This window comes from Streptomyces sp. NPDC030820 (assembly GCF_055572075.1).
On sequence record NZ_JBVIEB010000001.1, the window covers coordinates 265,089 to 290,222 of the forward strand.

At 72.2% G+C, this 25,134-nt stretch carries 20 protein-coding genes; 12 read left to right on the plus strand and 8 right to left on the minus strand.

The genetic code is table 11. The features are described from left to right. Positions 1–106 precede the first annotated feature (106 nt). Complete coding sequence (locus tag ACZ418_RS01245; protein WP_468355072.1) at positions 107–1,612, minus strand: PucR family transcriptional regulator ligand-binding domain-containing protein; 1,506 nt, start codon at positions 1,610–1,612, stop codon at positions 107–109. A 172-nt stretch (positions 1,613–1,784) separates the two neighbouring features. On the opposite strand from ACZ418_RS01245, the gene ACZ418_RS01250 reads away from it, so the two are divergent. The 3 genes from ACZ418_RS01250 to ACZ418_RS01260 are packed head-to-tail and all read left to right on the plus strand — an operon-like array spanning position 1,785 to position 5,979. After that, a complete protein-coding gene (locus ACZ418_RS01250; protein ID WP_468355075.1) occupies positions 1,785–3,245 on the plus strand; it encodes a sodium:solute symporter family protein in 1,461 nt (486 codons plus the stop codon). 56 nt (positions 3,246–3,301) lie between these two features. Continuing rightward, the gene (gene speB / locus ACZ418_RS01255) at positions 3,302–4,270 is read left to right on the plus strand and encodes an agmatinase (protein ID WP_468355077.1); all 969 of its coding nucleotides are present in this window, start codon (positions 3,302–3,304) and stop codon (positions 4,268–4,270) included. A 23-nt stretch (positions 4,271–4,293) separates the two neighbouring features. After that, on the plus strand, positions 4,294–5,979 hold the full coding sequence (locus tag ACZ418_RS01260; protein WP_468355080.1) for a thiamine pyrophosphate-binding protein: 1,686 nt from the start codon (positions 4,294–4,296) through the stop codon (positions 5,977–5,979). 73 nt (positions 5,980–6,052) lie between these two features. On the opposite strand, the gene ACZ418_RS01265 is transcribed toward ACZ418_RS01260, so the two are convergent. Then, on the minus strand, positions 6,053–6,427 hold the full coding sequence (locus ACZ418_RS01265) for a hypothetical protein (protein ID WP_468355083.1): 375 nt from the start codon (positions 6,425–6,427) through the stop codon (positions 6,053–6,055). 342 nt (positions 6,428–6,769) lie between these two features. On the opposite strand from ACZ418_RS01265, the gene ACZ418_RS01270 reads away from it, so the two are divergent. Continuing rightward, positions 6,770–7,573, plus strand: coding sequence for a helix-turn-helix domain-containing protein (locus ACZ418_RS01270; RefSeq protein WP_468355086.1), 804 nt, complete (start codon positions 6,770–6,772; stop codon positions 7,571–7,573). Continuing rightward, the gene (locus ACZ418_RS01275) at positions 7,570–8,478 is read left to right on the plus strand and encodes a helix-turn-helix domain-containing protein (protein ID WP_468355089.1); all 909 of its coding nucleotides are present in this window, start codon (positions 7,570–7,572) and stop codon (positions 8,476–8,478) included. Before ACZ418_RS01270 ends, ACZ418_RS01275 begins: the two co-directional genes overlap by 4 nt. A gap of 471 nt (positions 8,479–8,949) precedes the next feature. Here the strand turns inward: ACZ418_RS01275 and ACZ418_RS01280 are convergent, their stop codons facing one another. Both ACZ418_RS01280 and ACZ418_RS01285 read right to left on the minus strand, forming a co-directional pair. Then, positions 8,950–11,136, minus strand: a complete 2,187-nt coding sequence (locus tag ACZ418_RS01280; protein ID WP_468355091.1) for a glycosyltransferase family 39 protein — start codon at positions 11,134–11,136, stop codon at positions 8,950–8,952. Between the two features lie 72 nt (positions 11,137–11,208). Continuing rightward, a complete protein-coding gene (locus ACZ418_RS01285) occupies positions 11,209–11,577 on the minus strand; it encodes a hypothetical protein (RefSeq protein WP_468355094.1) in 369 nt (122 codons plus the stop codon). Between the two features lie 91 nt (positions 11,578–11,668). Here ACZ418_RS01285 and ACZ418_RS01290 point away from each other — a divergent pair, with 91 nt between their 5' ends. The 6 genes from ACZ418_RS01290 to ACZ418_RS01315 all read left to right on the plus strand — a co-directional run bounded on the left by ACZ418_RS01290 (position 11,669) and on the right by ACZ418_RS01315 (position 20,923). Continuing rightward, positions 11,669–12,589 (plus strand): serine hydrolase, encoded by a 921-nt coding sequence (locus tag ACZ418_RS01290; RefSeq protein WP_468355097.1) that lies wholly within the window; start codon positions 11,669–11,671, stop codon positions 12,587–12,589. A 62-nt stretch (positions 12,590–12,651) separates the two neighbouring features. Next, on the plus strand, positions 12,652–13,680 hold the full coding sequence (locus ACZ418_RS01295) for an esterase-like activity of phytase family protein (RefSeq protein WP_468355100.1): 1,029 nt from the start codon (positions 12,652–12,654) through the stop codon (positions 13,678–13,680). 89 nt (positions 13,681–13,769) lie between these two features. Further along, entirely contained in the window at positions 13,770–17,489 is a 3,720-nt protein-coding gene (locus ACZ418_RS01300) for an ABC transporter ATP-binding protein (RefSeq protein ID WP_468355103.1), read from the plus strand. A 138-nt stretch (positions 17,490–17,627) separates the two neighbouring features. Further along, entirely contained in the window at positions 17,628–18,023 is a 396-nt protein-coding gene (locus tag ACZ418_RS01305; RefSeq protein ID WP_468355106.1) for a hypothetical protein, read from the plus strand. Between the two features lie 318 nt (positions 18,024–18,341). Next, positions 18,342–20,192 (plus strand): glycoside hydrolase family 3 protein, encoded by a 1,851-nt coding sequence (locus ACZ418_RS01310; protein ID WP_468355110.1) that lies wholly within the window; start codon positions 18,342–18,344, stop codon positions 20,190–20,192. 113 nt (positions 20,193–20,305) lie between these two features. Then, positions 20,306–20,923 (plus strand): hypothetical protein, encoded by a 618-nt coding sequence (locus tag ACZ418_RS01315; RefSeq protein ID WP_468355113.1) that lies wholly within the window; start codon positions 20,306–20,308, stop codon positions 20,921–20,923. Between the two features lie 33 nt (positions 20,924–20,956). On the opposite strand, the gene ACZ418_RS01320 is transcribed toward ACZ418_RS01315, so the two are convergent. Continuing rightward, a complete protein-coding gene (locus ACZ418_RS01320) occupies positions 20,957–21,187 on the minus strand; it encodes a LysR substrate-binding domain-containing protein (RefSeq protein WP_468355116.1) in 231 nt (76 codons plus the stop codon). 50 nt (positions 21,188–21,237) lie between these two features. On the opposite strand from ACZ418_RS01320, the gene ACZ418_RS01325 reads away from it, so the two are divergent. Then, entirely contained in the window at positions 21,238–21,723 is a 486-nt protein-coding gene (locus ACZ418_RS01325; protein WP_468355119.1) for an RBBP9/YdeN family alpha/beta hydrolase, read from the plus strand. Positions 21,724–21,728: 5 nt separating this feature from the next. Here ACZ418_RS01325 and ACZ418_RS01330 read toward each other — a convergent pair whose 3' ends face one another. The 3 genes from ACZ418_RS01330 to ACZ418_RS01340 all read right to left on the minus strand — a co-directional run bounded on the left by ACZ418_RS01330 (position 21,729) and on the right by ACZ418_RS01340 (position 24,907). Next, the gene (locus ACZ418_RS01330) at positions 21,729–22,979 is read right to left on the minus strand and encodes an MFS transporter (RefSeq protein ID WP_468355122.1); all 1,251 of its coding nucleotides are present in this window, start codon (positions 22,977–22,979) and stop codon (positions 21,729–21,731) included. Positions 22,980–23,136: 157 nt separating this feature from the next. Next, on the minus strand, positions 23,137–23,937 hold the full coding sequence (locus ACZ418_RS01335; protein ID WP_468355125.1) for a sugar phosphate isomerase/epimerase family protein: 801 nt from the start codon (positions 23,935–23,937) through the stop codon (positions 23,137–23,139). Positions 23,938–23,977: 40 nt separating this feature from the next. Further along, positions 23,978–24,907 carry a bifunctional helix-turn-helix transcriptional regulator/GNAT family N-acetyltransferase gene (locus ACZ418_RS01340; protein ID WP_468355128.1) on the minus strand — a complete coding sequence of 310 codons (930 nt, stop codon included), beginning with the start codon at positions 24,905–24,907 and terminating at the stop codon, positions 23,978–23,980. Positions 24,908–25,134 lie beyond the last annotated feature (227 nt).

The window sequence follows — 25,134 nt, forward strand, 5'->3', positions numbered from 1 at the left end:
CCATGGCAACAGGCCGTCGGCGAGGGCCAGTTCGGACGCGGCCGCTCACGAACCGCCGCACTCGAACAGCCGGAATCGGTGAATCCCTTTCGAGCAAAGGGGATTGTCAGCCGTGCCGCAGGGCGAACCACAACTCCATCCGGACGTCCGGGTCGTCCAGATCGGTGTCCAGCAGGGCGGCGCAGCGGGCGATGCGCTGCCGCACGGTGTTGCGGTGCACCTCGAGCGCCACTGCCGTACGGTCCCAACTGCCGTGCAGCGCGAGCCAGTTGCGCAGGGTCTCGGCCAGCTCCGGCCGGCCGCTGAGCGGGGCGAGCAGCGCACGGGCGTGCGCCTCGGCGTCCGCCCGCGGCACCAGGTCCTCAAGGCCCGGCCGGGCGCCGTGCCGGACCAGCGGAGAGCGGGTGGCACGGGCCCGCGCGAGCGCACGCCCCGCCTGGGCGTCGGCCGCCGCCCACTCCCGTGGCTCCACCGCCGCGCTCACCCCGACCGTCCACCCGTGCTGCGGCTCCGGCGCCCGCCCGTCCGGCACCAGCACCCGTACGACATCCCGCCCGAGATCGACCAACGGCGACCCCAGCGCGGCCCCGAGCGCGGAGGCGGCGACGGCATCGGGCACCTGGGCCTCCGGCCGGGCGTGCACGACCAGCCACTTTCCCGTGCCGAGCAGCGGGGCGACCTCCTCGGGCGGGGAGCCGAGCAGCAGCCGTACGAGAGCGGAGGAACGGGCGGCGCCGGCGCCGCTGTGGTGCTCACCGGTCAGCAAGGACAGCAGCACGGCGGCGACGGAGGCGATGGTGTGATCGCCCGGGTCGCGCCGGGGGGTGGCCACCCCGAGCACGAACCCCTCGCCGGTGCCGAGGGCGTAGACGGCCAGCTGGGTGTCGCCGACGGTGTCGGTGGCGGAGGTGGCCCTGGGTGTCGTACGCCCCGTGGGCCGCACCACGCCGGAGAGCTCCGCGAGCGCCCCCCGCACCCCCTCCGCCGGCTTCCGGCCCGCCGCCGCGATCTCGGTGCCGTCGGGGCCGTACAGCAGAGCGTGCCCCGCCAGGCGCTGGGCCAGTTGGCGCAGTACCGAGGGGACCGGATCGGGGCGGGAGGCCGCCGCGGCGAGGCTCTGCTGGGCCTCCGTGACGCGGCGGAGTTCGGCCAGCCGGGCCTGGGCCATCAGCTGCCACACCGCGCGGGCCACCCCGGAGAAGGTGGTCTGCGGCGGCACCTCCAGGAGGGGCAGGCCGTAGGCGTCGCACGCCGCGACCAGCGCGCGCGGCACCGTGTCGTGCACCGGGGCCAGGCCGAAGCCGAGGGCCGCGCCGCCCGCCGCGACGATCCGGGAGACGTAGTCGTCGAAGTATGTGCCCGAACCCGCCGCCTCCGGGACGTGCACCCCGGCCGTGAGCAGCAGCTCGCCGCCCAGCAGATACGGGTACGGGTCGGCCATCTCCGAGGTGTGCGCCCAGTGGATCACGATCGACGGATCGGAGGGGCCCGCGATCTGGCGCAGGGCGAGATCCTCTCGGGCCAGCAGGGCCGAGAGCGGCACCGGTGGGGTCGGTGGGACCGCTGGGGTCAGCGGGGCAGTCGTTTCCGGCATGGTGTGCGTTCCCTCCATCCGACCCCGTTCATATGGATGGAACGTACACTTCGCAGTCGCTTTCCGGCCACCTAGTGTCAAGGCAGACCGGCAGCCGCGGGTACGGGCGGATGTCCCCGCGATCTGTTGCCGGCTCGTCCCCACCGCATCTGCACGACACGCCACCGGAATGTGCGCGAAGGAGGGCCCCATGGCCGTCGACTACACAGTGATCGTCGTCTATCTCGTCGGGATGCTGGCAATGGGCTGGTGGGGCATGCGCCGCGCCAGGTCGAAGAGCGAGTTCCTGGTGGCGGGCCGCCGCCTGGGCCCCGCCATGTACTCCGGCACCATGGCGGCGATCGTCCTCGGCGGCGCCTCCACCATCGGTGGCGTGGGCCTCGGCTACCAGTACGGCCTCTCCGGCGCATGGATGGTCTTCACCATCGGCCTCGGCCTGCTCGCCCTGTCCGTGTTCTTCTCCGCCCGCATCGCCCGCCTGAAGGTCTACACCGTCTCCGAGATGCTGGACCTGCGCTACGGCGGACGGGCGGGCGTCATCTCCGGCGTGGTCATGTGGGCGTACACCCTCATGCTGGCCGTCACCTCGACCATCGCCTACGCCACGATCTTCGACGTCCTGTTCGACATGAACCGGACCCTCGCGATCGTCCTCGGCGGCTCGATCGTCGTCGCCTACTCCACCCTCGGCGGCATGTGGTCCATCACGCTGACCGACATGGTGCAGTTCGTGGTGAAGACCATCGGCGTCCTGCTCCTGCTCCTGCCGATCGCGGTTGTCAAGGCGGGCGGCTTCTCCGAGATGAAGGCCAAGCTGCCGACCTCGTACTTCGAGCCGCTGGGCATCGGCGGCCAGACGATCTTCACCTATGTCCTGATCTACACGTTCGGCATGCTGATCGGCCAGGACATCTGGCAGCGCGTGTTCACCGCCCGCAGCGACAGGACCGCCAAGTGGGGCGGCACGGTGGCCGGAACCTACTGTCTGGCCTACGCCCTCGCCGGCGCGGTGATCGGCACGGCCGCCAAGGTGCTCTACCCCAAGCTCGGCAGCCCCGACGACGCCTTCGCCACCATCGTCAAGGACGAACTCCCCGTCGGCGTGCGCGGCCTGGTCCTGGCCGCCGCCCTCGCCGCCGTCATGTCCACCTCCTCCGGCGCCCTGATCGCCTGCGCCACGGTCGCCAACAACGACATCTGGTCGCGGCTGCGGGGCGTCGTACGGCGAGGCGGCGAGGAGCACGACGAGATCAAGGGCAACCGCGCCTTCATCCTGATCATGGGCGTGGCGGTGATCGGCACGGCGATCGCCCTGAACAACGTGGTCGAGGCGCTGACGGTCGCCTACAACCTGCTCGTCGGCGGCCTGCTCGTGCCGATCCTCGGCGGCCTGCTGTGGCGGCGCGGCACGGTGCAGGGCGCGCTGGCCTCGGTGATCGTCGGCGGCCTCGCGGTCATCGGCTTGATGGCGGGCTACGGCATCCTGGCCAACGAGCCCGTCTACTACGGCCTGCTCGCCTCCCTCGCCACCTACGTCGTCGTCTCCCTGGCGACGAAGCCCACCGACGAGACGGTTCTCGCCACCTGGCGCGAGCGCCTCGCCGGCCGCACCCCCGAACTCGCGTCCGAACCGGTCCCGGCTCACCAGTAGAGTCATAGGGAAAGCAGCACATGCGCGACGAAGCGCAAGAAAGAAGGCATTTGACCATGAGCAGCAACGAGACGCCCCGCGGCCCCGTCGACTCCTCCCGCATCCCGCGGTACGCCGGCCCCGCGACCTTCGCCCGGCTGCCCCGCCTGGACGAGGTCGGCACCGCCGACGTCGCCGTGGTGGGCGTGCCGTTCGACTCCGGCGTCTCGTACCGGCCGGGCGCCCGCTTCGGCGGCAACGCCATCCGCGAGGCGTCCCGGCTGCTGCGCCCGTACAACCCCGCGCAGGACGCGTCCCCCTTCGCCCTGGCCCAGGTCGCCGACGGCGGCGACATCGCCGTGAACCCGTTCAACATCAACGAGGCCGTCGAGACGATCGAGGCCGCGGCGGACGAGCTGCTCGGCACCGGCGCCCGCCTGATGACCCTGGGCGGCGACCACACGATCGCGCTCCCGCTGCTGCGGAGCGTGGCCAAGAAGCACGGCCCGGTGGCCCTGCTGCACTTCGACGCCCACCTGGACACCTGGGACACCTACTTCGGCGCCGAGTACACCCACGGCACCCCGTTCCGCCGCGCGGTGGAGGAGGGCATCCTCGACACCTCGGCGCTGTCCCACGTCGGCACCCGCGGCCCGCTGTACGGCAAGCAGGACCTGACGGACGACGAGAAGATGGGCTTCGGCATCGTCACGTCCGCCGACATCTACCGCCGGGGCGCCGACGAGGTGGCCGACCAGCTGCGCCAGCGCATCGGCGAACGCCCGCTGTACATCTCCATCGACATCGACTGCCTGGACCCGGCGCACGCGCCCGGCACGGGTACGCCGGAGGCGGGCGGCATGACCTCGCGCGAGCTGCTGGAGATCCTGCGCGGCCTGGCGTCCTGCAACCTGGTCTCGGCGGACGTGGTCGAGGTGGCCCCGGCGTACGACCACGCGGAGATCACGTCCGTCGCGGCTTCGCACACGGCCTACGAACTGACCACCATCATGAGCCGCCAGATCGCGGCGGCCCGGAACGCCTGATTCTCCTTGGGGGACCGAGAGCAGTGACTCACGACCACGACCTGGTACTCCGCCCGACGCCGGCGCAGATCACCGCAGCACTGAACCCCCCTTCGGGGCGCAACGGCGGAGACCTGGTCGTGGAAACGCTGGCCGGGCTCGGCGCGACGACGGTCTTCGGCCTGCCCGGTCAGCACGCGCTGGGCATGTTCGACGCTCTACGGCGTTCTTCCTTGCGTTATGTCGGCCTGCGGGTGGAGAACAACGCGGGCTTCGCGGCGGACGCGTACGGCCGGATCACGGGCGAGGCGGCACCGCTGCTGCTGTCGACGGGCCCGGGAGCGCTGACCTCGCTGGCCGCGCTGCAGGAGGCGGCGGCGGCCTCGGCTCCCGTGCTGGCGATCAGCAGCCAGATCCCGACGGCGGGTCTGGGCGGCGGCCGCCACGGCTACCTCCACGAACTCCCCGACCAGTCGGCGTCCTTCCGCGGCGTGGTCAAGTCCGTCCACACGGTCCGCACCCAGTCCCAGATCCCGTCCGCGATCGCGGCGGCCTGGAAGTCGGCACTGACGGCACCGCACGGCCCGGTGTGGGTGGAGATCCCCCAGGACGTACTGCTCGCTCCGACCGCCCTGCCGGTGGTGACGGCGCCGGACGCGACGCCGCAGGACCTGGTTCCGCGCCCCGAACTGACGGCGGTGGCGGCGCATCTGCTGTCGCGGGCCGAGCGTCCGGCGATCATCGCGGGCGGTGGGGTCGTACGGTCGGACGCGTCGGGCAAGCTGAGGGCGCTGGCCGAGAAGCTTCAGGCACCGGTGGTGACGACGTTCGGCGGCAAGGGCGCGTTCCCGTGGGAGCATCCGCTGTCGCTGCAGTCCTGGCTGGAGGACCGGTACACGACGGACTTCCTGGAGGACGCGGACGTTCTGCTGGTGGTCGGCTCGGGCCTGGGTGAACTCTCCTCGAACTACCACACGTTCAAGCCGCGCGGCCGGGTCGTCCAGATCGAGGCCGACCTCGGCAAGCTGGAGTCCAACCACCCGGCCCTCGGCATCCACGCGGACGCGCGCCTGGCGTTGCAGGCCCTGCTGGAGACGGTGGAGGAGCGGACGGACGAGTCGGCGCCGGAGCGGGTGCGGGAGCTGCTGTGCCGAGTCGGTGAGCGCATCGCGTCCCAGGAACTCACCCTGGAACAGGAGGTGTTGGGGGCGGTCCGCCGCGCCCTGCCCGCGGGAGCCCCCTCCTTCTGGGACATGACGATCCTGGCGTACTGGGCGTGGTCGGCCTTCGACCCCCGGGGCACGAACCTCATGCACTCCGCACAGGGCGCCGGCGGCCTCGGCTACGGCTTCCCCGCGGCGCTGGGCGCGGCGGCGGCCGACCCGACGCGCCCGGTGCTGGCGGTGTCGGGCGACGGCGGCGCGCTGTACTCGATAGCCGAGCTGGCGACGGCTCGCCAGTACGACCTCCCGGTCACCTGGCTGATCGTCGACGACGGCGGCTACGGCATCCTCCGCGAGTACATGACGGACGCCTTCGGCCAGGCGACGGCGACGGAACTGACCCGCCCGGACTACGTGGCCCTGGCGGAGTCCTTCGGCGTGCCCGGGGTCCGTACGACCCCGCAGACCCTGGAGGACGACCTGGCGAAGGCACTGGCGGCACCGGGCCCGTCGGTGGTCGTACTCCCGGCGGTACTGCGGATGTTCGCGCCGACGCATCTCGGCTAGGACGTGCACGGCCGCCGCCCCGGCGCGGGTACGGGACCCGCGCCGGGGCGGACGTTTCAGGGCCGGGGGTGCCTCAGTGGCACGTGCTCGACGTGCTGATGTACACCTGCGTCGGGTGCGCCGAGCCGAAGCTCCAGCCCTGACCCGGCTTCATGCAGATCGTCGGGTAGTCGGAGAACCTCACGTAGGCCACGTCGTCGTGCCGGGTGTTGACCGCGCCCTTCGCGTTGCGGCTCGCGCCGAGCGTCTGCCAGTACCCGGTGTCCTTGAACTTCCCCGTCATCGTGTTGCCGTTGTAGAAGCAGACGTACGGATACGGACAGGTCGGGCGGGCCGCGCCGGACGCGGTGTGCGTGTCCGCCGAGGCGGCCTGCGCGGAGACGGCCAGACCGCTGCCGGCCATGGCGCACGCGGTCAGGACGGCTGCGGTCGCGATACGGAATCGCATGGATGCTCCTTGGTCTCGGTTGCCTGGAGGCGGCCCGCCCCGCCCCCGTGGGGGCGGGCCGCCGGATGCCTGGGGCGGTGCGGGGTGGACCGCACCGCCCGTCGAGCACCACCGACTGTGCGGGCGAGTCCAGGACGGGTACAGGCCTGCCGTGCAAGTGCCGTCGGCGCGGGACGTCCCACCCTGCGACCTGCGGAAACACCCCGCACCCTGAGGCACCGGCGGGACGCGCGGACGCCGGTGGTGTGGCCGGAACCGTGTGCTCGAAAGGCCGTTCACGGGAACCACGGGCGCTGGTGGGGCATCCTCGTCCGGGGAGTTGCAACAGACATGGGGTGGAACATGTCTCGTTGGAAGCAGTTGCCGGACTCGCTCGACCCGCGAGTGCGACAACTAGCCGTACAGATGCGCCGTATGAAGGACCACAACGGTCTCGGCCTGCAGGCGTTGGCCGCCCGGACGGGTTACAGCCGTGCCTCGTGGGGCCGCTACCTCAACGGCCGTTCGTTACCGCCGCAGGAGGCGGTCGCGGCGCTGGCCCGCGCCTGCGACGTCGACCCGGCCCGGCTGCTGGCCCTGCACGAGGTGGCGGTGGCGGCGGGGCGGGGTGGAGAGCAGGGTTCCGACCCGGTGGCGGAGGCGGAACCGAACGAGGAGAAGCAGGACGCAGGAGGAGACGGCCGGGGACGGCGGATACGTGCCGCCGTACTGGCGTCGGCCGTGCTCGTGACGGTGGTGACCGCCCTGCTGGTGGCCGCGCCCTGGGGCGGCGGCGGGGAACGGACCGCCGGTCGGCCGGCCTCGGCGAGTGCCACGGAGTCGGCCCTCGGGTCCGGAGCAGCGGCGAAGGGGGCGTTCGTGTTCCGGGCCGGCAAGGACTACCCCTGCAAGGTGCACCGCGCCGAGGACGGGCTGCTGTACGCGGGGTACAGCACGACCCGTGTCGGCCTGATCGGCATGGGATCGTCGCAGTGGTCCGTCGTGGAGGCACAGTGCCTGTTGCGCCACCACGGCTTCTCGCCGGGGCTCGCCGACGGGGCGTTCGGCTCGCGCACCGAGCGCGCGGTGGAGCGGTTGCAGGACCGCGCGCACCTTCGCGTGGACGGGGTCGTCGGCGAGGACACATGGGGGGTACTGCGGAAATGACGTCAGGCGACCGGCCGTTGGAGTGCGAGCGGCTGGCGGAGACACTGCGCGGGCTGCGGACCCGGACCGGACTGAGCCTGGCCGCGCTGGCCGCGAAGACGCCGTACAGCAAGTCGTCCTGGGACCGCTATCTGCGCGGCACGACGGTCCCGCCCCGGCAGGCGGTCGCGGAACTGTGCGAGCTGGCGGGGGAGGCTCCCGGGCGGGCGCTGGCCCTCTGGGAACTGGCGGATGCGGTGGCCAGTGGGCGTGCGGCGAGCGGGCGTGGGGCGGGCGGGGACGCGTCCGTTGGTCGCCCGCGCGCGGGTGCGCCGTCGACCGCTGCGGCGGAGCCGCCCCCGCCGCCGTCCGAGGACGCCGGCCGCTCACCCGGGCGCCCGGCCCGCCGCCCGGTCAGGGGCCTGCTCGCCGTGATTGTGGGCGGTGGAATCACCATCACTGCGGTCGTGGTGACGCTGGCGGCCACCGGCGCCCTCAGCGAGTCCGGCACGAGTTCGTCCCCGTCCCCGTCTCCCTCCGCACCCGTACCGGTGAAGGGATGCCACGGCACCGGCTGCACGGGCAAGGACCCCGAGATGTACGGCTGCGGAGCCGACCCCGTGCCGGTGACCCTGGGGCGGCAGAGCTTCCCCGGGCCGACGGTGGTGAAGATCCGGCACAGTACGGCCTGCGGTGCGGTGTGGGCGCGGATCGACCTCGGCGAGGTGGGGGACCGGGCGGAGATCCTCGTACCGCATCACGCGCCCTGGCGGATCGAGGTCAAGGACCGGTACGACGCCAAGGACTCCCTGTCGACCCCGATGGTCGCCGCCACCAGGTCCGACCTGGACCATGTGAGGGCCTGCCTGGTCCGGGACGGCAAGCGGCGCTGCTTCGGCCCGGTAGGGCAGCGGTACATTCGCTGACGGTGCGTCCACGGACGCGGTGGAGTTGTTCGCCGAGGAGTGAGTGCGTGGCCGTCGGGCCGCTCGCTTCTCGGCGAGTGTCGCGCCTCCGCGAGGTGCGTCAAGGGCGCTGCTCGTCGGCTTCGCCGATGGCCCTGCGGGCCACCCTTGACCCACTTCGCTCCGGCACGGGCAAGAAGCGAGCGAGCGGTCCGGAAGGGCGGTGGCCCTGACCGGTACCGGGCCCCTGGGTCGGCTGCCCGTGTCCCGGCGGCGAGGGGCGCGGTCGCGTCTCGCCGGCACGCCGGGTGGGTTTGGCGGCTTGCGGTCCGTGGCTGCGGTGATTGGCAGGTTTGTGCCACGTGAGTCGGGTGAATAGGCAGGTCGGGCTGGTGGCCAGGGCGCTGTGACGGCACGGATCTGCCAATCGCCGCCGTGGCGCCGACAGCGCAGCGCCAAGGGGGTCCTTGGCGCGCTGGGTGGACGTGTGTCTCAGCTGACGTCCGACGGGTCCAGGTGGTAGATCGTGGACTGGTCGGTGGCGGAGGAAGCGGTTGAAGTCTTGCTGTACGCGGTCTCCTTCACCTTCGTTCCGTGCTTCTTCACCCAGGTCGTCACCTGGGACGACACGCTGTTGTCGGCGCCCCCGGGGCCGCCGCCCATCATGCCGCCGCCGAGCTGGATGTAGTGAAGTTCGCCCTTCTTCACCAGCTCCTTGAGTTTGGCGACGGTCATCGCCTTGTCGGTGCCGGTGAAGCCCCACATGGAGATGACCGGGACCCTGGCGCTCAGCTCGATCTGGGCCGCGCTCTGGGAATTGGAGACCGCGAGCAGCCAGGTGGCGCCGTCCTGGTGCTTCTTCAGGTACGCGATCAGTTCGCTGTTCGCGCCTCCCATCATGCCGCCGCGCATTCCGGCTCCCATACGGCCGCTCGTGCTTCCCGAGCCGCCGTTCGGGGCGGCGGTTCCGCCCGGGGCCGTCGTACCGCCCGATGTGCCCTGGCCGCCGGGGAGTTCACCGTTCTGGCCGCCGCCCGGGAAGCCACCGGCCTGCTGTCCGCCGCCCGGCATCCCTCCGCCGGGGGCGACACCGGGCGCGCCGCTCGCCGACCCGCCGGGCGCGGTTCCGCCACCGGGGAAGCCACCTCGGCCACCGCCGGGGCCGCCGAAGCCGCCGCCCGTCGAGGGGCCGGCCGTCGGGTTCGTGCCGCCCATGCCGCCGACCGAACCGGACGGCACCGACCAGGCGTACGCCGCCGGGCCCGCGAGTGCCGCGACCACCGCCGCAGCCACGGATGCCGCGAACAGCCGCACACGGCCCCCCGAGTGGAAGACGAACAGGCCGGCGATCGCCGCCGCCATGACCACACCGATGGCCGGCCACAGCCAGGTGTTCCAGCCGGAGGCCCGGCGCAGCAGCACGATCGCCCAGACAGCCGTCACCGCCAGACCCGCCGGCAGGACCCACGCCCAGCGCCTGTCGGTGCGCAACGCGCGCAGCAGCATGACGCCGCCGCCTCCGCACAGCGCCGCGATGCCGGGTGCGAGGGCGGTCGTGTAGTACGGGTGCATCGTGCCCTCGGCGGTCGCGAAGGTGACGTAGTGCAGGACCGTCCAGCCACCCCAGAGGATCAGCGCGGCCCGGGTGAGGTCGGTGCGCGGGGCGCGGCCGCACAGGATCAGGCCGGAGACGAGGGCCACCGCGGAGAAGGGGAGCAGCCAGGAGATCTGGCCGCCGAGGACGTCGTTGAACATCCGGCCGAGACCCGCCGAGCCGGAGAAGCCGCCTCCGCCGCCCCCGCCACCGCCGACGTTGCCCTCGCCGCCGAAGATCCGGCCGAGGCCGTTATAGCCCATGATCAGGTTCCAGGCGGTGCCGTCCGTCGAACCGCCGATGTACGGCCGCTCGGAGGCGGGGACGAGAGACACGGCGACCGCCCACCAGAAGCTGGAGACGGCGAGGACGACGCCTGCGATCAGCAGGTTCGCGATCCGCCGTACGAGCTTCGGGCGTGCCGCGAGCAGGTAGACCGCGAAGACGGCGGGGAGTGCGATGTAGCCCGCCAGCATCTTCGTGTTGAAGGCCAGGCCGAAGCACACCGCCGAGCCGAGCAGGGGCAGCAGGCGGCCGTTCGTCACCGCGCGCAGGGCGAGGGCCGCGCCGCCGACCATCAGCAGGACGAGGAGCGTGTCGGGGTTGTTGTCCCGGTTGATGGCGACCGTGATGGGGGTCAGCGCGAGGACGAGGGCGGCCACAGCTGCCGCCGCGTGTCCGAACGTCCGCTTCACGGAGGAGTGCAGGATCCAGATCGTGGCGAGCCCCGCCGCGACCTCCGGCAGCATCATCTGCCAGGTGCCGAAGCCGAAGATCCGGCACGACAGGCTCATGACCATGTTGGCGAACGGCGGCTTGTCGACGGTGAGGAAGTTCCCGGCGTCGAGCGAGCCGAAGAACCATGCCTTCCAGTTCTGTGTGCCGCTGTAGACGGCCGCGCTGTAGAAGCTGTTGAGGCCGGAGCCCGACAGGTTCCAGGTGTAGAGCGCCGCCGCCAGCAGCAGGATCGCCGGCAGTGCCGGCAGTGACCAGCGGGGTGCGCGGTCCTGCGGTACGGCGTCCGATGCCGGCGGCACCGGGGTCGCGGTCGTCGGGTGGGGGAGGGGATCGGTGGCAGATGTCACCACTGCACCGTGCAGAGCGGCGATGGGTGCGGGCTGTGGTGCACCTGGGGGGAAGCTGTGGGTCGGTGAGAGTCAGGCAAGCAGCTTGGAGAACGTGTCGCGGAATACGGCGATCTGAGCGTCGTAGCCCGCCTTGTGCTCGACCAGTGCCTGGTTGCTCATGGGGCCGGGCGGCACGGTTCCCTCTTCCAGGAAGTCCGGTATCGACCGGAGTGCTGCGGCTGCCGCCTTCCAGTGCTCACCACCCCTTTTGCGTGCCTTCGTCAGGATGTCGTACAAGTCCCCGTTCACCTCGCCTATGCGTCCTTGTGGATGGTGTTTCGGGGCGTAACCGTCCGGGGTGAGCAGCTCGTTGTCCTCCCCGGCGGCGAACCGCAGCACCGTCAACGTCGCGAACAGCCGCCCCGACCGTACGTATCCGCTTTCCTTCTCCTCCGGCATGAGCGAATCATTGCCACGTGCCGGGCCTCTCGAACTCCCTCCGCGGGAACAGGCGTGCAACTTTCGGCCGACCCCATGCGTCAACTGGTGCATGAATCCCCGGACATCAAGACGTGCCGGCGCGCTCGCCGCCGCCCTGCTCATACCGGCGGTCACTGCCGTCACCGCCGCCACCCCCGCCGCCGCGGCCACGCCCACCGTCAGCTGTACGTCAGCCAAGGCGGGCCTCGCCGCCAAGCTGCAGCAGGACATCACGGCCGCCCTCGCGAACCGCAGGAGCACCGTGGCGCTCGGTCTGTACGACCGCAGCACCAGCACCACCTGCACCCTGCGCGCCACCAGCTCCTACGACTCGGCCAGCACCGTCAAGGTCACCGTGCTCGCCACGCTGCTGTGGGACGCCAAGAAGCACAACCGCTATCTGACCGACCGTGAGATCACGCTCACCAAGGCCATGATCACCCGGTCGGACAACGACGCGACGACCGCGCTGTGGAAGCAGCTCGGTCTCACCAAGATCAAGGGCTTCCTCGCCGCCGCCGGGATGACGAAGACCGTGCCCGGTGCGAACGGCTACTGGGGCCTGACCCAGGAGAACGTCACCGACGAGCAGAAGCTGCTCAAGCTCATCACCGCCAGGAACAGCGTGCTGAGCGACAACTCGCGCGCCTACATCCTGAAGCTGATGGGCGAGGTCATCTCCTCGCAGCGCTGGGGCACTCCGGCGGGCGCGCCGTCCACGGTCTCCGTGCACGTCAAGAACGGCTGGCTGCAGCGCGCGACGCACGGCTGGCGGGTGCACAGCCTCGGCACCTTCAACGGCGCCGGCCACGACTACATGATCTCGGTGCTGACGCAGGACAACAGCACCATGGACTACGGCGTCACCACCATCCAGAACGTCGCCAAGGTCATCCACAGGGACCTCGTGCCGACCACCTCCGCGACCGCGCTCTACGCCCCGACCAGCCGGCCCAGCGAGGCCCTGGTCCCGGTGCCGTCGCAGGGCTGACCCGCAAGCCGGTTCACGAGGCGGTCTCCCGCAGGACACCCGCCCGCCCTACGGTGACGGGCATGCGCCTGAGAACCGTACTCGCCGCCCTGACCGCCGGCCTGGCGGCGGCCACCCTCCTGACCGCCGCCGGGCCCGCAAGCGCCGACTCGGCGAGCAGCAACGCCTGTTCGCCCTCCGTCTCCATCGACCGCTTCTCCGACGCGCTCGACAAGACGACGTACCACGGCACCTTCGTCGGCAACTTCTCCGCGCTCGCGGTGGACCGGGACGGCTCCCTGGCCGCCCTGGAGGACCGTTCCTCCCTGTTCGGCCTGGACCCGCGGACCCTCCAGCCGAGGTCCGCCGTCCACCTCGCCGACGAGAAGGGCGCCGACCTCGACTCCGAGGGACTGGTCATCGACAGCGACGGCACCCGCCTCATCAGCTCCGAGACCGAGCCGTCCGTCCGCCGCTACTCCCGCGACGGCCGCATCCTCGACCGGCTCCCGGTCCCCGCCTCCCTCCTCGTCGCCCCGGCCGGCCGCGCGACCGCCAACCAGACCTTCGAGGGCCTGACCCTCCTGCCCGGCGGTCACACCCTGCTGGCCTCCATGGAGGACGCGATCTCCGGCGACTCCACGGGGATCGTCCGCTTCCAGACCTGGCAGCGCACCAAGGGCGACCACTTCCGCCTCTCGGCCCAGTACGCCTACCGCACCGACGCCGGCCTCGGCGTGCCCGAGGTCCAGGCCACGCCCGACGGCCGTCTCCTCGTCCTGGAACGCGGCTTCACCTCCGGCGTCGGCAACACCGTCCGCCTCTACCTGGCCGACCTCCGTCACGCGACCGACACCAGCGGCATCGAGAACCTGACGGGACAGCCTTCCGTCCAGCTGATCAAGAAGACCCTGCTGACGGACATCGCCGCTTGCCCGAGCCTTGGCGCCACGGCCAAGCAACCCCAGCCGAACCCACTGCTGGACAACATCGAGGGCATGACGATCACAGGGCGTGACCACACCGGCCGTCTGAGGGTCCTCCTGGTGAGCGACGACAACCAGAACCCGGCCCAGACGACGAGGTTCTATTACCTGCGGGTACGCCTCTGACCGTGCCTCGGTTTGTTACAGGGGGATGAAATCGGCCCCTCGACGCGTTGGTGCCTTCCGGTAGAGCAGGCCGACAGGAAGGCACCCGCGTGTCACCGCAACGGGGATGGGCAAGACGACTCGCGAGCTACGCCTGGCGATATCCCAAGGACGTGATCCTCGCCCTCGGCTCGTCCCTCGCCGGCATGGCCGTGATGGCCGTCGTGCCGCTGATCACCAAGGTGATCATCGACGACGTGATCGGGAACCACTCCCGCTCCATGGCCCCCTGGGCCGGCGCCCTGATCGGCGCGGCCCTGCTCGTCTACGTCCTCACCTACATCCGCCGCTACTACGGCGGCCGTCTCGCCCTCGACGTCCAGCACGACCTGCGGACCGAGATGTACGGCACGATCACCCGCCTCGACGGCCGCCGCCAGGACGAGCTGTCCACGGGACAGGTCGTCGGCCGGGCCACCAGCGACCTTCAGCTGATCCAGGGCCTGCTCTTCATGCTCCCGATGACCATCGGGAACGTCCTGCTCTTCCTGATCTCCCTGGTCATCATGGCGTGGCTGTCGCTGCCGCTGACCCTGGTCGCCCTCGCCGTCGCGCCCGCGCTCGCCTGGATCGCCAAGCGGAGCCGCAGCAAGCTCCACCCGGCCACCTGGTACGCCCAGGCCCAGGCCGCCGCCGTCGCGGGCGTGGTCGACGGCGCCGTCACCGGCGTACGCGTGGTGAAGGGCTTCGGGCAGGAGGAGCAGGAGACCGGCAAGCTCAGGGAGGTCGGGCGCAGGCTGTTCGCGGGGCGGCTGCGCACCATCCGGCTGAACAGCAAGTACACCCCCGCTCTCCAGGCGGTCCCCGCCCTCGGCCAGGTCGCCATGCTGGCCCTCGGCGGCTGGCTGGCCGTGCGCGGGCACATCACGCTCGGCACCTTCGTCGCCTTCTCCAGCTACCTCGCCCAGCTGGTCGGCCCGGTCCGGATGCTCGCGATGGTCCTCACCGTCGGCCAGCAGGCCCGCGCCGGCACCGAGCGCGTCCTGGAGCTGATCGACACCGAGCCGACGCTCCAGGAGGGCACCAGGACCCTCCCGGCCGACGCGCCCGCCAGCGTCGAGTTCGACGACGTGTCCTTCGGGTACGACGGCGGAGCCACGGTCCTGGACGGGCTGACCTTCGAGATCCGGCCCGGCGAGACCCTGGCCGTGGTCGGCTCCTCCGGCTCCGGCAAGTCCACCCTCTCGCTGCTGCTGCCGCGCTTCTACGACGTCACCCACGGCGCGGTCCTGATCGGCGGCCACGACGTCCGCGAACTCACCCTGGACAGCCTGCGGGCCGCGATCGGACTCGTCCCCGAGGACTCCTTCCTCTTCTCCGACACCGTGCGCAACAACATCGCGTACGGCCGCCCGGACGCCACCCAGGAGGAGATAGAGCACGCCGCCCGCGCCGCCCAGGCGGATCGTTTCATCGCCGAGCTGCCCGAGGGCTACGACACCAAGGTCGGCGAGCAGGGCCTGACCCTCTCCGGCGGCCAGCGCCAGCGCATCGCGCTCGCCCGCGCCCTGCTCACCGACCCGCGGCTGCTCGTCCTCGACGACGCCACCTCCGCCGTCGACGCCCGCGTGGAACACGAGATCCACGAGGCGCTCAAGCACGTCATGGAGGGCCGTACCACCCTCCTCATCGCGCACCGGCGCTCCACCCTCAACCTCGCCGACCGCATCGCCGTCCTCGACCGCGGCCGGCTCGCCGACCTCGGCACCCACGAGGAACTCCAGGACCGGTCCGCCCTCTATCGCCGGCTGCTCACCGACCCGGACGAGCTGGGCGGCGTCTCCCCGGGCCACGCCGAGCCCGCCCTGCCCCCGGAGGACACCTCCGTCCGCGAGGAGCTGGACGCCGAGTTCGACGCCGAGCGGGGGGTGACCCCCCGGCTGTGGACCGGCGACCGCACGCCGAAGGACCAGGCGCTCTCCGGGACCCCCGCCACCCCCGAACTCCTCGCCCAGGTGGAGGCGCTGCCCCCGGCCACCGACACCCCCGGCATCGACGAGGCCCGGGCGGTCCTCCCGGAGGACTCCTACGGCCTGCGCCGGCTCCTGCACGGCTTCGGCCTGCCCCTCCTGCTCAGCCTGCTGCTGGTCGCCGTGGACGCGGGCGCGGGCCTGCTGCTGCCGGTGCTGATCCGGCACGGCATCGACGCGGGCGTGACGAAGCTGGCCCTCGGCGCGGTCTGGGCGGCGTCCCTGCTGGGCCTGCTCACCGTCCTCGTCCAGTGGGCCGCGCAGATCGGCGAGACCCGGATGACCGGCCGTACCGGCGAGCGGGTGCTGTACGCGCTGCGGCTGAAGATCTTCGCCCAGCTCCAGCGGCTCGGGCTCGACTACTACGAGCGCGAGCTGACCGGCCGGATCATGACCCGGATGACGACGGACGTCGACGCGCTGTCCACCTTCCTCCAGACGGGGCTGGTCACGGCGTTCGTCTCGGTCGTCACCTTCTTCGGCATCATGGGCGTCCTGCTGGTGATCGACCTCCAGCTCGCGCTCGTCGTCTTCGCCACCCTGCCCCCGCTGATCGTCGCGACCTTCTTCTTCCGCCGGGCGAGCGTGAAGGCGTACGAACTCGCCCGGGAACGCGTTTCGGTGGTCAACGCCGATCTGCAGGAGTCCGTGGCCGGGCTGCGGATCGTGCAGGCCTTCCGGCGCGAGCGGGACGGCGGCCGGCGGTTCGCCGAGCGCAGCGACAGCTACCGGAGCGCCCGCATCCGCGGCCAGTGGCTGATCTCCGTCTACTTCCCGTTCGTGCAGCTGCTGTCGTCGGTGGCGGCGGCAAGCGTGCTGATCGCGGGCGCGCACCGGATCGAGGCGGCGACCCTGACGACCGGCGCCCTGGTCGCCTATCTCCTCTACATCGACCTGTTCTTCGCGCCGGTCCAGCAGCTGTCCCAGGTCTTCGACGGCTACCAGCAGGCCACCGTCTCCCTGGGTCGCATCCAGGAGCTGCTGCGCGAGCCGACGTCCACGAAGTCGGCGGACGAGCCCCGGGACGTGCTGTCCCTGCGGGGCGACATCGCCTTCGAGAACGTGCACTTCGCGTACGGTGACGACGAAGAGGCGCTCACCGGCGTCGCGTTGACGATCCCCGCCGGGCAGACGGTGGCCTTCGTCGGCGAGACGGGCGCCGGCAAGTCGACCATCGTCAAGCTGGTCGCGCGCTTCTACGACCCCACCGCGGGGCGGGTCACGGTCGACGGCACGGATCTGCGCGCCCTGGACCTCACGTCGTACCGGCACCGGCTCGGGGTCGTCCCGCAGGAGGCGTACCTGTTCCCCGGCACGATCCGGGACGCCATCGCCTACGGCCGCCCGGACGCCACCGACGCCGAGGTGGAGGCGGCGGCGCGGGCGGTCGGCGCGCACGAGATGATCGCCACGCTGGAGGGCGGCTATCTGCACGAGGTCGCCGAGCGCGGCCGCAACCTCTCGGCGGGCCAGCGCCAGCTGATCGCACTGGCCCGGGCCGAACTGGTCGACCCGGACATCCTGTTGCTGGACGAGGCCACGGCCGCTCTGGACCTGGCCACCGAGGCCCAGGTCAACCAGGCCACCGACCGCCTGGCGGGCCGCCGTACGACGCTGGTGGTGGCCCACCGGCTGACCACGGCGGCGCGCGCGGACCGGGTGGTGGTGATGGACCACGGCCGGGTCGCGGAGGACGGCACCCACGACGAACTCCTCGCCCGCGACGGCCGGTACGCCGAACTGTGGCGCACCTTCGTCGGCCGCCCCGAACCGGAGGAGCCGGTCACCGCCTCCCGCTGAGGCCCCCGTTGCCCCTCCCGCCGAAACCCCTGCCGACGCGCGTCTCTGACGGCCGTGCAACCATCCGGCATACGTCGTGCGTCCGTACATCAGTACGGCCACAGGGGGAGACACGACCGTGGTACGGGGAGGACGACAGTGGACAGTGGTGGGATACGCCGGCGACTGGCGCTCGGGACGGCCTTGCTGGCGGCGAGCGGGACGCTCGCCCTCGTGACGTCCGGCACCGCCCAGGCGAGTACGGTCGGCGGCTGCGCCGGGCACGAGGTGCGGGCCCTGCCGTTCAGCAGCGGGGTCACCCACGTCTACAAGCACGACGGGTACGTCTGCGCCGTCACCGTCGCCCGGCACCCCGGCCCCGCCCGGACGATGTCCGTCAGCGTCCAGGCCCGCGGCAACCGCCCGGTCGTCGACCAGGGCACCTACCGGCACCACGCGGGGCCGGTGACGGTTCACGCCGGCCACCGCTGCGTGTGGGTCAAGGGCGCGGTGGGGCCCCAGGGTTCGATCAGTTCGGGCTGGATCCTCTGCTGACGGCCGACCGCCCGGTCAGCTCGCCTCCCCGCAGGTGCGCGCGGGGAACCACCCCGCATCGCCGCTCGTCCAACGCGCGGGTTGCCGGACGAGTCTTCCGTGCCGTGGTGTCGGCCCCTCGCGACTGACCGCGAACGCCGACCCACCCTCTTCGCCGCGGCACGGCCGGCCGCCCGCCGCCACCGGCGCGCCCCCTCCCTTGCGCCGGTGGCGGCCCCTTCGCGGTTGGCGTGCGTTCCCTTGACGGAAAGAAACTTCCCGGATATTGGTGACTCCTCGGAAGTTTCCTTCAGCGGTTCTCCTCCGGAAGGAGCGCACGTGCCCGACATCAGCACGGGAAGCGACATCAGCACGGGAAGCACCGGAAACACCGCAGGACCCTCCAGACGCGCCGTCCTCGCCGCGACCGCGGGCCTCACCGCCGCGCTGACCGTGCCGGCGACCGCCCGCGCCGCCACGCCCGGCGACGACCGCCGGCTGCGCGCCCTGATCTCCCGGATGACGCTTCAGGAAAAGGTCGGCCAGCTCTTCGTGATGCGGGTCTACGGCCACTCCGCCACCGCCCCCGACCAGGCCGACGTCGACGCCAACCTCAAGGAGATCGGCGTCCGCACCGCCGCCGAGCTGATCGCCGAGTACCGCGTCGGCGGGATCATCTACTTCTCCTGGGCCCACAACACCCGCGACCCGCACCAGATCGCCGATCTCTCCGACGGCATCCAGCAGGCCTCCCTGGCCCAGCCGCGCGGCCTGCCGGTGCTCATCGCCACCGATCAGGAGCACGGCGCGGTCTGCAGGGTCGGCAAGCCCGCCACCCTCTTCCCCGGCGCCATGGCCATCGGCGCCGGCGGCTCCCACGCGGACGCCCACACCCTCGGCCGGATCTCCGGCGCCGAGCTGCGCGCGATGGGCATCAACCAGGACTACTCCCCGGACGCCGACGTCAACGTCAACCCGGCCAACCCGGTCATCGGCGTACGGTCCTTCGGCGCCGACCCGGACGCCGCCGGCGCGCTGGTGGCCGCCGAGGTGATGGGCTATCAGGCCTCCCGGGTCGCGGCGACCGCCAAGCACTTCCCCGGTCACGGCGACACCGCCACCGACAGCCACACCGGCTTCCCGGTCATCACGCACAGCCGGGACCTGTGGGAGAAGCTGGACGCCGTACCCTTCCGCGCGGCGATCGCCGCGGGCATCGACTCCATCATGACCGCGCACATCCAGTTCCCGGCCCTGGACGACTCCGGCGATCCGGCCACCCTCTCCCACCCGATCCTCACCGGCATCCTGCGCGGCGAACTCGGCTACGACGGGGTCGTGATCACCGACTCCCTCGGCATGGAGGGCGTCCGCACCAAGTACGGCGACGACCGGGTGCCGGTGCTCGCGCTGAAGGCCGGCGTGGACCAGCTGCTCAACCCGCCGTCCCTCGACGTGGCCTGGAACGCCGTACTGAAGGCCGTCCAGAACGGCGAGCTGACCGAGTCCCGCCTGGACGAATCGATCCTGCGCATCCTGCGCCTGAAGGCCCGGCTCGGCCTCTTCGACGACCCGCGCGCCGGCCGGACGGATCTCGGCACGGTCGGCACCGAGGCGCACCTGGCCGCCGCCGACAGGATCGCCGAACGCACCACGACCCTCCTGGTCAACGAGGGCCACGTCCTCCCCTTCTCCCCGCGCACCGAGCCCCGCCTCCTGGTCGTGGGCGCGGACCCCACCTCTCCCTCCGGCACCACGGGCCCGCCCACCGGCGTGCTGGCCGCCGCCCTGACCGAGCTGGGCTTCACCGCCACGGCCCTGTCCACCGGCACCGCACCCGCCGCCGCGACCATCGCCAAGGCGGTCACGGCCGCGCAGGACGCGGACGCGGTGGTCGTCGCGACCTACAACGTGACGGCGGGCAACGCCCAGAGCACCCTGGTGGAACAGCTGCTGTCCACGGGGAAGCCGCTGGCCGCACTGGCCGTCCGCAACCCCTACGACGTGGCCCGGTACCCCTCCGTCAAGGCCGCCCTGGCCTCCTACGGCTGGACGGACGTCGAAGTGCGCGCCGCCGCCCGGGTGATCGCCGGACGCGTGCCCCCGCGCGGCAAGCTGCCGGTGCCGGTGCAGCGGGCCGACGACCCCACGCAGGTGCTGTACCCGATCGGGTACGGGCTGACGTACTAGCCGTACGTCACACACCGGGCGCAATACCCCCAACTGGGGGGAAACCCTCCCGCATGTCTGGCGTGGCCGCGCCGCCAAGGGCCACGCTGGACCGGATGTCAGGGGGGATGGCCATGCGTGGGAAAGGTGCCGTGAGGGCCGCGTGCCTCGCGTTCCTGCTGCCGGCCGCCCTGCTGGCCGGCTGCCGCGGCACGCCGGGCACCCCTGTCGGCGACGCCCGCCCCGCCTCGGCCGCGAGTGGCGGCTACGGCGCCGAGTTCCTCGCGGTCGGGGAGTGCAGCTCCTTCGGCACGACCAGCTTCACCGAGGTGCCCTGCGCGAGCGAGCGGGCGGCGGCCAGGGTCGTCGCCCGCTACGACGGCGCGTCCACCGATGGCCCCCTGTGCCCGGCGACGACCGACTTCGTGCTGCACATCAGCGCCCGGTCCGCGGCCGCCGACGAGGACGGCGACGGCGCGATCCCCCAGGGCTACGCCTGCATGCGCAACCTGGAGCCCCCGCATCCGGGCGACCCAGGTGGCGGGGGCGGCCCCCGCACGATCCCCGGCGACTGCGTGTACGACTCCGGCAAGGGTCAGGTCCGCGAGACGGCGTGCGACGGCTCGGGCCGCCGGAAACCCGAGTACCGGATCACGAAGGCCGTCCCCGACCGGGTGGACTGCCCGGCGTCGACGGCGTTGTACGTCCAACTGGGCGGGGACAGGCCGGTGGGCTGTGCGCGGCGGCTGTGAAGGAAAGGGGAGCTGCCTGGGAGTCGACTGTGCTCAGGCCGTCGTCGGGACCGCTTCGTCGGTTGCCGTCAACCGCCTGGCTGAAAGGCGGAGTTGATCGCGCACCGCGTCCAGCACCGGATCCCCCTCGGCCCCCGCCCGCACCGCCGCGAACACGTTCCGGGACGGCGGTCGGCCCGCCACCGGTCGTACGGCGAGGCGGCGGTGGGTGTACAGCGGGCGGACCAGGCGCGGGACCAGGGCCACCCCGGTGCCCGTCTCCACCAGGGCGGTCAGGGGTCGTCCGGGTCGGGCAGCTGCGGATAGCCGGCCCGGTGGCCCAGCTCGCCGAGGCGGTCGGCGAGCCAGTGCTGCCAGTGGTCCTCGAACTGGCCCGCCTGCTCGAGGAGTTGGCCGGCTCGGACGAGCGGGTCGTCGTCGCCCACAGCCTGTCGGCCGTGCTGTGGCTGCGCGCCGCCGCCCGGGGCCTGGAGCAGCTGCGGTACGCGGACCGGGTGCTGCTCGTCGCGCCGCCGTCCGGGTCCTTCCTCGCCGGGCAGCCGGAGGTCTCCGCCTTCGTCCCGCCCGCCCTCGGCACCGCCCTCCCCGGCCCCACGCGACTGGTCGCGGGCGACGCAGACCCGTACTGCCAGGAGGGCGCACGTCGCCTCTACGCCGAGCCGCTCGGCCTCCCCGCCGACATCATCCCCGGCGCCGCCCACCTCGACCTCGACGCCGGGTACGGCCCCTGGCCGGCGGTACTGGAGTGGTGTCTGCACGGCACGGCACCGCTCACGGCACGCCCGGAACAGGGGAGGTGAGCTTCTCAAAGTTGCTCCGGGGCGGTCTCTCCAGCCGCACCCGGCGCCCGGTCCCGCAGCTCCGGTGTCGTCGCGGCGACCGCCCCCACCGCGAGCAGACACAGCAGGCCGCCGGTGATCAGTGAGGTCGCGCCGCCGGTCCAGCCGGCGACGAGACCGCCGCGCACATTCCCGAGGCTGGGGCCCGCCTGGCCGACGATCTGCTCGGCCGCCGTGACCCGGCCGAGCAGCGCGTCCGGGGTGCGGGTCTGCACGATCGTGGACCGGGAGACGACCGAGATGGCGTCCCCGGCGCCCGCGACGGCGAGCAGGGCGAGACCGAGCCACGGGTTGGTCGTCAGCCCGAAGAGCACCAGCGCGGCACCCCAGACGGCCGCCGCGCCCAGCATGACCGTACCCGGCCGGCCGAGCCGGGTGACCGTGCCCGACAGGGCGGTGGCCACGACACCGCCCACCGCCAGGGCCGACAGGAACAGGCCCAGCGTGCGCGGGTCGTCGCCGAACCGCTCGGCGTTGACCAGCGGGAACAGACTCACCGGGAAGGACAGCACGGTCGCGGCGAGGTCGGTGATCAGCGCGCCCCGCACCACCGGGTGCCCGGCCAGGAACCGCAGCCCGTCCAGCACCCCGTGCAGGCCCGCCCGCGATGGCTCGCCCTGCGGCGGCAGCGCGGGCAGCCCGAAGGCGCCGTAGAAGGCGACGCCGAAGCTGAGGGCGTCCAGCAGATAGCAGGTGCCGATGCCCAGCCAGCCGAGCAGCACACCGGCCAGGGCCGGGCCGAGCAGCATCATCGACTGGCCGGTGACCTGGTTCAGGGCCAGACCGGCGGCCACCTGGTCCTTCGACAGCAGCCGCGGCACGAAGACCCCGGCCGCCGGGGCGCCGAGCGCACCGAACGCCGACTGTGCGGCGACCAGCACGAGAACGGCCGCCACCGGGACGTGCCCGGTGAAGCCCTGCACGGCCAGCAGCACGGAACAGGCCGCCTGGCCCACGGTGGCCGTCAGGAAGATCCGCCGCCGGTCCGCCCGGTCCACCCAGGCGCCCGCGAACAGCCCGAACACCACCAGCGGCACCGCCTGCGCGAGTCCCACCGCACCGGTCCACGCCGTGCTGCGGGTCATGTCCCACACCTGGTACATGACCGTCACCATGGTCATGAACCCACCGAGCGTGGACACGGTCCGCCCGAACAGCAGCCGCCGGAAGAGGGGCGAGGCGCGCAGGGGTCGTACGTCGATGAGCGGCTGAATCACCGGGGGAGGCTAACCGGCCCCCGAGACACCGGCCAGCGAATTAACGGGGCGGGCCAGCGCCCCGAAGGGGCGCGGGGAACTGCGCGAGAAACCACATTGGACCTGCACCCGGCAACGACGCCGCAGCCCCGAGTTCGTAGCCGCACCTCACCCCGATCTACGCGGCCTCACCCAGCAACCGCAGCAAATGCACCCGCCCCGCCCCCAACAACCCCGCAAGCGGCGCAGCCGACTCGTACCACCGCTTCTCGTACTCCCAGCACAACCACCCGTCCCACCCATGCCGGCACAGCACGTCCACGCACTCGGTGAGCGGAAGCACCCCCGAGCCCAGCGGCAGCGGCCCCGTGTCGTCGGCCGACGCGATGTCCTTGACCTGCACATACCCCAGATGCGGAGCAAGCGCCGCGTAGGTGTCGGCGGGCTGCTCGCCGCCCAGCCAGGTGTGCATGACGTCCCACAGCGCGCCCACCTGCCGGTGTCCGACCGGGCCCAGCACCCGGATCACGTCGGCGCCGGTGCGGTGCGAGTCGTGTGTCTCCAGCAGGATCCGCACCCCGAGCGCGGTGGCGTCCTCGGCGGCGGTGCCGAGCCGCCGGGCGGCCAGGGCGTCGGACTCCTCGCGGGGGCGGTCGGGGTCGGCGCCGGGGAAGACCCGGACGAAGGGCGCGCCCAGATCGTGGGCGAGGTGGAGGAGGTCCCGGATCTCCGCCAGCACGGGTGCGTCGTCACCGGGCGCGGCCACGCGCGCGTACCCGGCGAGGCCCAGCACCTCGACCCCGGCCTCCTTGAACCGGGCCGCGGTCGCGGTGCGTTCGGCGGGGGAGAGGCCGGGATGGACCGGCTCCTCCGGGTGGGCACGCAGTTCGACGCCGTGGTAGCCGTGGGCGGTCGCGAGCGCCAGGACCTCAGGGACGGGCAGGCCGGGGACACCGAGAGTGGAGAACGCCAGCTTCATGGGCCGGACACTACTCGTCATCCGCCCGGTGCGTGACTCGTCATTCGTCCGATTCGTGCAGATCCAGTCGCCAGTCCTGGCCCACGAGATCCTTGCCGAAGGAGCGGTGCGGTTTCTCCGCGACGAGCACGAAGCCGTGCCGCTGGTAGATCCGGCGGGCGCCGCTGAGCACGTCGTTGGTCCACAGCACCAGATCGCGGTAGCCGGCTCCGCGCGCGAAGTCGATCACGGCCCGTACCAGCCGGTCGCCGATGCCGTGCCCGCGTGCCTCCGGCTCGACGAGCAGCAGCCGCAGCCGCGCGGTACCCGGTGCGTCGTCCCGTACGCACATCACGCAGCCCACCGGGCGCCCCGCCTGCTCGGCGATCCACACCCGCTCCAGATGCGGGTCGTGGTCATCCGCGAAGTCGGCGACGATCCGGGCGACCAGCCCCTCGTAGTCGGCGTTCCAGCCGTACTCGGCCGCGTACAGGGCCGCGTTGCGCTGCACGATCCAGCCGAGGTCGCCCGGACCCGGCTCGCGCAGCACGACCTCGCCGGACCGGACCTCACCCTCGCCGAGGACCTCCCGGATGGTCCGCATGGCCTCGGCCAGCCGTGGCCGGTCGGCCGGGGCCACGGTGTCGAGCATGGCCCCGACCGTCTCCCGGGCCCGCTCGTCGAGCAGGGCGGCGGCCTCCCGCCCCCGCGCGGTGAGCCGTACCCGCCGCCGGCGCGGATCGCTCTGCGAGGGGCCGCGCTCGATCAGCCCGGCGTCCTCGAACCTGTTCAGGATCCGGCTCAGATACCCGGCGTCCAGGTCGAGCAGCGTGCGCAGATCGACCGCGTCCAGATGCGGGACCTGGGCGAGTTCGTACAGCACACGGGACTCGGTGAGGGTGTACGGGGCGTAGAGATGGCGGCCGTAGTCGAGGGCGCCGATGACGCCCGTGTAGAAGCGGTTGAAGGCGCGGACGTCCTGGACGGTCATGGTCGCCCCCGATGTTTGACTCAGTCAGAGATACCGTCCTCAGAGCCTAGGCCTGCCGCCCGCCCGCGTCCACGGCCCGGCTCGGCGGCGTACCAAAACCGCTTGTGGTGCACGGGTGTTGACCGTCCGGACCCGGGTCCGTTTCCTTTGCCTGTTCTTTAGGCCGGTAGCGAGTCCTGCTTTTGACTACGTCGCGATCTCGTCGTAGGTTTATTAACGAACGTCAC

Excerpts from the sequence above, each read along its gene's own strand:
- ACZ418_RS01245 (WP_468355072.1), bottom strand. The coding sequence starts at position 1,612 with ATGGAGGGAACGCACACCATGCCGGAAACGACTGCCCCGCTGACCCCA.
- ACZ418_RS01250 (WP_468355075.1), top strand. The coding sequence starts at position 1,785 with ATGGCCGTCGACTACACAGTGATCGTCGTCTATCTCGTCGGGATGCTG.
- speB (WP_468355077.1), top strand. The coding sequence starts at position 3,302 with ATGAGCAGCAACGAGACGCCCCGCGGCCCCGTCGACTCCTCCCGCATC.
- ACZ418_RS01265 (WP_468355083.1), bottom strand. The coding sequence starts at position 6,427 with ATGCGATTCCGTATCGCGACCGCAGCCGTCCTGACCGCGTGCGCCATG.
- ACZ418_RS01270 (WP_468355086.1), top strand. The coding sequence starts at position 6,770 with ATGTCTCGTTGGAAGCAGTTGCCGGACTCGCTCGACCCGCGAGTGCGA.
- ACZ418_RS01275 (WP_468355089.1), top strand. The coding sequence starts at position 7,570 with ATGACGTCAGGCGACCGGCCGTTGGAGTGCGAGCGGCTGGCGGAGACA.
- ACZ418_RS01285 (WP_468355094.1), bottom strand. The coding sequence starts at position 11,577 with ATGCCGGAGGAGAAGGAAAGCGGATACGTACGGTCGGGGCGGCTGTTC.
- ACZ418_RS01290 (WP_468355097.1), top strand. The coding sequence starts at position 11,669 with ATGAATCCCCGGACATCAAGACGTGCCGGCGCGCTCGCCGCCGCCCTG.
- ACZ418_RS01295 (WP_468355100.1), top strand. The coding sequence starts at position 12,652 with ATGCGCCTGAGAACCGTACTCGCCGCCCTGACCGCCGGCCTGGCGGCG.
- ACZ418_RS01315 (WP_468355113.1), top strand. The coding sequence starts at position 20,306 with ATGCGTGGGAAAGGTGCCGTGAGGGCCGCGTGCCTCGCGTTCCTGCTG.
- ACZ418_RS01335 (WP_468355125.1), bottom strand. The coding sequence starts at position 23,937 with ATGAAGCTGGCGTTCTCCACTCTCGGTGTCCCCGGCCTGCCCGTCCCT.
- ACZ418_RS01340 (WP_468355128.1), bottom strand. The coding sequence starts at position 24,907 with ATGACCGTCCAGGACGTCCGCGCCTTCAACCGCTTCTACACGGGCGTC.